The organism is Plesiomonas sp. (assembly GCF_051650925.1).
GTDB lineage: Bacteria > Pseudomonadota > Gammaproteobacteria > Enterobacterales > CAMTGL01 > Plesiomonas.
Map to the genome: position 1 here is coordinate 1 of NZ_JBOFRH010000252.1, position 6,958 is coordinate 6,958.

The 6,958-nt window shown below is 50.7% G+C and carries 2 protein-coding genes; both read left to right on the plus strand.

Annotated features, from left to right (window positions below; translation table 11 throughout):
- Positions 1 to 42: 42 nt before the first annotated feature.
- Positions 43 to 5,334 (plus strand): GH36-type glycosyl hydrolase domain-containing protein, encoded by a 5,292-nt coding sequence (locus tag ACRC27_RS06030; RefSeq protein WP_438639421.1) that lies wholly within the window; start codon positions 43 to 45, stop codon positions 5,332 to 5,334.
- Positions 5,335 to 5,665: 331 nt separating this feature from the next.
- Positions 5,666 to 6,958 (plus strand): tRNA(Met) cytidine acetyltransferase TmcA domain-containing protein (locus ACRC27_RS06035; RefSeq protein WP_438639422.1); only part of this gene is annotated, 1,293 nt, incomplete at its 3' end.

A 6,958-nucleotide genomic window follows, 5' to 3' on the forward strand; every position in this document is an offset into this window, starting at 1 on the left:
CCGCTCTATCCACGCTATATCTCAACAGTAGATAGCGGTAACTTGGCTGGACATTTGCTGATCCTTCGGCGTGGATTGCTGGCGTTGCAAGTGCCGTTACACCATGATCCTGCACAGCAAAATGCATTACATACCCCCCCTGATATTGCCCGTTTCCAGTTGGCTATGCAGGGAATGACAGACACACTGAATTTGTTGTGCAGTGCGCTGGCTGATAGAGCCTCACCGGTGTGTGAGCAGCAGATTAGCGTACTGAAAACAGCGTTGGTTGATGATCTTACTCACCGTATTACCGACCGTGATTCTGCACATGTCTGGTTTGGCGGTCTGTACCAACAGGCTTTTGCACTTAATCTCTATATTCAGGATACCTACAGCGGCAGTGTTGCTCGCCGCTGGTCACAGGCTTTAGTGCAGCAGGTTGAGGATATACAGCAAGAGCTGGCGTTGAGTCAGGAGCAACAGCAACAACAAAATGAGCAAATTAACCAGCTTGCGGCTCGGCTATTTGATTTTGCCCAGATGGACTTTGAGTTTTTGTTTGACCCTGCCCAACAGCTGTTACGGGTCGGTTATAACCTTGATTCTCGCCATTTTGATCAGGGGCATTATGATCTTTTGCAGTCAGAGGCGCGGCTAGGGCATTTTCTGGCGGTAGCGCTGCACCAGATCCCAGTAAAAAGCTGGTTTAATTTAGGAAGATTGCTTTCGGTGGTTGAGGGGCGGGCAGTGTTGGCGTCATGGAGTGGCTCGATGTTTGAGTACCTGATGCCGCAGTTGGTGATGCCTTCTTATCACGATACGATGATTACTCAAACTTGCCGCAACGCTGTATTACAGCAGATCAGTTACGGTAAGCAGATGATGATCCCGTGGGGGATCTCGGAGTCAGGTTATAACCAAGTTGACGGGCAATTTAACTATCAATATCGCGCATTTGGTGTACCTGGCTTAGGGCTAAAACGCGGTTTGACCGAAGATCGGGTCATTGCCCCGTATGCCACTATGATGGCATTAATGCTTGAGCCTGATGCGGCTTGTCAGAACCTTCAGGCGCTGCAAGCGATCGGTGCTCGCGGTGCTTTTGGTTTTTATGAAGCGTTGGATTTTACCCCGAGCCGGTTAAACCGTGGTGAGCCACATGTGCTAATTCGTTCCTATATGGCTCATCATCAGGGAATGGGCTTTTTAGCGCTGGCTCATCAATTACTTGGCCAAAAAATGCCGCAGCGTTTTACTGCTGAACCGCTATTTAGAGCGGCACATTTGTTGCTGCAAGAAAAAATGCCAAAAGCCATTAATTTGTACGTACAACGCCAACAATTTGAGCCTGTCACCCACGATATTCAGCACAGTGGTGATGTGCAGCGGCGGTTCTATGCACAAGATCTGAGCTCGCCTGAAATCCAGTTGCTTTCAAACTCACGCTATCATGTGATGTTAAGCCAGAGCGGTGCCGGTTATAGCCGGTGGCAAAATCTGGCACTCACCCGCTGGCGGGCCGACCCGACCACCGAGAAATACGGGTTATTTTGCTATATCCGTGATCTGGATACAGGCAGTTACAGCAGTATCAGTTGCCAGCCACTTGGGGTAACAACGGAACTGTTCGATAGCGACTATCAGGCCGTATTTTCAGAGTCAAAGGTCGAATATCAACAAGCATTGTCACAGTTGAAAGTACATACCGAAGTGGTGGTTTCACCGGAAGATGACGTTGAATTACGCCGAATTACCCTGACAAACCTGAGCTATCAGCGTAAAGAAATTGAGCTAACCAGCTATGCGGAGGTGGTGCTTGCTCCACTGATTACCGATCAGTTACACCCTGCATTTAGTAATCTGTTTATGCAAACCGAGATTGTTGGTGGGCTGCAAACGCTGCTTTGTCATCGCCGGGCACGTACTGCAAAAGAGCAAAATCCATGGCTGTTTCATCAGTTAAATGTGCATGATTCAGTGCTAGATGGCGTGAGTTATGAAACTGATCGGGCAAAATTTATTGGCCGAGGCCGCAGTGCGGTAAATCCGTTAGCGATGCAGGCAGGGCAAGTGTTGAGTAATTCACAAGGTGCAGTACTTGATCCGGTCGTGGCGATTCGCCGGAAAATAGTACTCGAGCCTAATGCCGAGGTTACAGTCGATCTACTGCTGGGTATTGCGCCGGAACGTGAGCTCTGTTTGCAGTTGGCTGAAAAATACCATGATCGGCATTTGGCCGACCGAATTACCCATTTGGCGTGGACACACAGTCAGGTTTTCCTGCATCAAATCAACACCGTTGAAACTGAAACGCTGCTGTTTAATCGCTTGGCTGGTTTGATTCTGTTCCCTGATGCACGGTTACGTGCTGCTGCCGAGATACTGGCTGAGAATCGGTTGGGGCAATCGGGCTTATGGCCGTATGCCATTTCGGGCGATTACCCTATCGTGTTGCTCTTTATCCACCAAGCAGACGGTGTTCGCTTGATGCAACAGTTGGTACAAGCACATGCTTATCTGCGCTTGAAAGGCTTTGCGTTTGATTTGGTGATATTGAACGAAGAGGTGGCCGGTTATCGGCAAGAGCTGCAAACTCACTTAGGCAGCCTGCTCACCTCAGGCCCTGCTGCAAGCTGTATTGATCAACCCGCTGGGGTCTTTTTACGCGCAAGTCAGGCGATGCCGGCAGATGATCGGCGTTTATTACAGTCGGTTGCCGCGCTGATTCTTGACGATCAGTTCGGATCGCTACCCGATCAGCTCAGTGTTGCTCGATCTTTCCCTCGTCAGCTTGATATCCCTGAAAATATATCGCCTGCAAGAGAAATAGAGAGTGAACCGGTCTGCCACTATCCCCAGAGTGATCTGCGCTTTTTTAACGGATTAGGCGGTTTTAGCACAGATGGCCGTGAGTATGTGATGCTGCTCGATCAAGAGCGGAGAACGCCAGTACCATGGTCAAATATTCTGGCAAACCCACGTTTTGGCTCAGTGATCAGTGAAAGCGGGCAAGCCTATACGTGGTATCAAAATGCGCACGAATACCGTTTAACACCGTGGAATAATGATCCGGTGAGTGATAGCAGCGGTGAGGCTTTCTATATTCGTGATCAAGACAGTGGGCAAGTTTGGTCGCCAACGGCATTACCTTGCCCCGGTACGGGGGAGTATCGTACCCGACACGGGTTTGGTTACAGCTTGTTTGAGCATACCGAGCGCGGAATTACCTCTGAATTGCGTGTGTTTGTCGCGCGTGAACGGCCGGTAAAATTCTTCCGTCTGAAATTGATTAACCGTTCAACGGAGCGCCGGCGTTTGAGTGTTACCGGATTCGTTGAGTGGATTTTAGGTGATCTGAAAAATAAAACTGCTGCACACGTAGTCACGTCGGTTGAACCGCAAACCCGTGCGGTACTGGCACGGAACAGCTATAACCAATCGGGGGATACTCGCACGGTCTTTTTTGATGTCAACTTACCTGAGCGTACGCTCTGTACTGACAGGCGCGCATTTTTAGGTGCATTGGGCCGTGAAAGTCAGCCGGTTGGGTTGAATACCGCATTTGTGACTCAGGGGGCAGGTAATACGGCCAATAGCAACAGTAAAACCGGTGCCGTTGACCCTTGTGCCGCTTTGCAAGTTAGCTTGATGCTACTGGCGGGTGAAGAGCGTGAAGTGGTGTTTATGCTGGGGGCAGAAGACTCACCAGAGCAGGCCGTGGCACTTTTACAGCATTTACGTGGGATAGGTGCTGACAGCACGATGACACTGGCAGCACATGCTGATCAGGAATTTGCCACCGTACAATGTTTCTGGCACACCACGCTGGGTGCACTGCAAGTAACAACGCCGGAGCCAGAGCTCGATCTGCTGCTCAATGGTTGGTTATTGTACCAGACCCTGACCTGCCGTTTTGAAGCCCGAAGTGGTTATTATCAATCAGGCGGCGCATTTGGTTTTCGTGATCAGTTGCAAGATTGTATGGCGCTGGTTCATGCGGCTCCGCAACTGTTACGCCAGCATTTACTGCTGGCTGCATCTCGCCAGTTTTCTGAGGGGGATGTACAACACTGGTGGCATCCACCAATGGGGCAAGGGGTGCGTACCCGCTGTTCTGATGACTACCTCTGGCTGCCGTATGTGTTGTGCCATTATGTGGCTAGCACCAGTGATATCAGCATTTTGCACGAGCCCATTCACTACCTACAAGGGCGTAGCCTCAGAGAAGGTGAAGAGTCATATTACGATGCTCCGCAGATCAGTGAGCTGAGTGAAAGCCTCTACCAACATGCCGTTCGTGCGGTGATGCACGGTCTGCGTTTTGGCGTACATGGTTTACCGTTAATGGGGTCGGGAGACTGGAATGACGGTATGGATCAGGTCGGAATTGAAGGGAAAGGGGAAAGCGTGTGGCTAGGCTTTTTCCTGTACGATGTATTGCAGCGCTTTGCTGATTTGGCTGAACGAACTGATGATCTGCACATGGCCGCGCTCTGTTTAGATCAGGCCCAGCAGTTACAGGCGAATTTAGAGACATCAGGCTGGGATGGCCAATGGTATCGCCGTGCATATTTTGATGATGGCACACCGCTCGGTTCAGCAAGTAATATCGAGTGCCGTATTGATTCTATCGCACAAAGCTGGTCGGTATTGTCAGAGTCGGCTGCACTTGAACGTAGTCGCTTGGCAATGCACTCGCTCAATACCCATCTGGTCAGACGGCCACAAAATATTATTCAGTTGCTTGACCCACCGTTTGATCAGGCGGCACTCAACCCCGGTTATATCAAAGGCTATGTTCCCGGCGTGCGTGAGAACGGTGGCCAATACACCCATTCGGCGGTGTGGGCAACCATGGCTTTTGCCAAGTTGGGGGATAAAGAGCGGGCTTGGGAGTTAACCCGCATGCTAAACCCGATTAACCACGGTAAAACACTGGCACAGGTAGCACAGTATAAGGTTGAGCCGTATGTGGCTGCTGCCGATATTTATGCAGTTGAGCCTCATACAGGGCGCGGTGGCTGGACATGGTATACCGGTTCTGCCGGTTGGATGTACCGTTTGATGAGCGAGTCACTGCTGGGTATTCGCCGCAGTGGTACACGTTTGCTGATTGAACCGTGCTTGCCGGAGGAGTGGGAGAGTTATAGCCTGCGTTACCAGTATCAAGATACGCTGTATCTGATCACTGTATCGCAGGTAGATAGCGATGCAGGGATAACCATTGATGGTGTTGCCAGCCCGCACGAGGGGGTTCAGTTGCATAATGATAGAAAAACACATCAGGTGAGTATTCGTGTGTTGCGGGAAAAGGGGTTGCCCGATAAGCGTGAAACGCGCCAGCGGGCATAACCAGCGCGCCAGAGGGTATAAACCTCAGAAACCGTTATTACAAACCAAATGGCCAGTTCAACGGCTAACGCAATGGTTAGCCGAGATATAGCGCACCACGGTTGGTTACTACAATCCAAATCACGGGCAGACAACCTCTGCCCGTGATTTTCTTTTTCTGTTTCAGATGCAGTTTTTCCGCCACCTCTGCATAATAAACAGATCTCCATGCAGGCAATATGCAATATCTGCATGAATTACCTTTATGAATCCATCACCGAGTTATTCCCGCATGGTTACACCTGTCAATTCTGATCCCCAGCTTGTGATACCAAACGCTGTTATCTCTGATATGCCTGATACTGCTTACCCACAATGGTTACAGCAGAGTGTGGCGGAAACGGCACGGCTGCATTTGGCCGGTTATCGCCGTTTACTGGTGATCAGTGGTTCAGCTGATTGGGTTGATAGGCAATCTTTGTTGATACAACAACGATTGCGGGGGGATTGGCTGAATATGCCTGAGCAGGTGGCGTTTCGATCTGCACAAACTCTGCTTGGGCAGGAGTTTCAACATGCAGTGTTTGATGCCCGTGCCGGATTTGATGTACAGGCATTGGCAATTGTGGCCGGAACATTAACCGCAGGAAGCTGGTTGGTTTTGCTGCTGCCCCGCTGGGCTGAATGGGCTGCCACGCCTGATAGCGATAGCTTACGCTGGTCAGAACAGACTTCACCGATTGCAACACCGCATTTTGTGGCACACTGCCAGCGTGTTTTTGCACAGTCGTCTGTTTTTTGTTGGTGCGAGGAGCATGAGCGTGAACAGCATGTGGCCGATGTGTTATTGAGTGCCGATCCATTTTCTGTCGCCCCGTTCACTGAGAGACAAACTACAGATTCGCAGCCTACCGGTATACAGTCTGCTAACACACAATCTACCGCTATATCGCTCCCTTCTATCTCATGGCTGACAGCGTGGCCACAAAGTAATATATCAGCATGCGCTAAATCATCGGTGCAGTGGTTGCCGCCAGATGGCACACCAACCACAGAACAGCGGGATGTTTTGCAGCGTTTGCTGACCACGACTTCGGGGGTGTTGAGCTTAACGGCCGCACGTGGTCGGGGAAAATCTGCTGTGGCAGGAATGTTGGCGGCTAACTGGTCAGGTAACGGCAAAGTGTGGGTAACAGCACCTAAGCGTGCTTCCGTTGATACACTGTTTTTGTATGCGACTGAGCATGCCGAGTTTTATGCTCCTGATGCTTTATTAGCACACTGTCAGCAACAGGGTCACTCACAGATTTTTGCACAAACAGACTGGTTACTGGTTGATGAAGCGGCAGCGATACCCGCACCGTTGTTACAGGCATTGCTGCCTTTTTTCCCGCGAATATTGCTGTTAACTACAGTTCAGGGGTATGAGGGGACGGGGCGTGGTTTTGAGCTGAAATTTTGTGCAGGGCTCTCCCAGCAAGGTTATCACTGGCAGGCGTTGCGACTACAACAACCGATGCGCTGGGCAGCGGGTGATCCGCTAGAGCAGACCATCGCCGATCTGCTGTTGCTGGAGGCCGAGCATGAAATAAACCTTGCGGCCACAGCACTCGGTGAGAGACAGGCGGCATTACCTGATTTGATT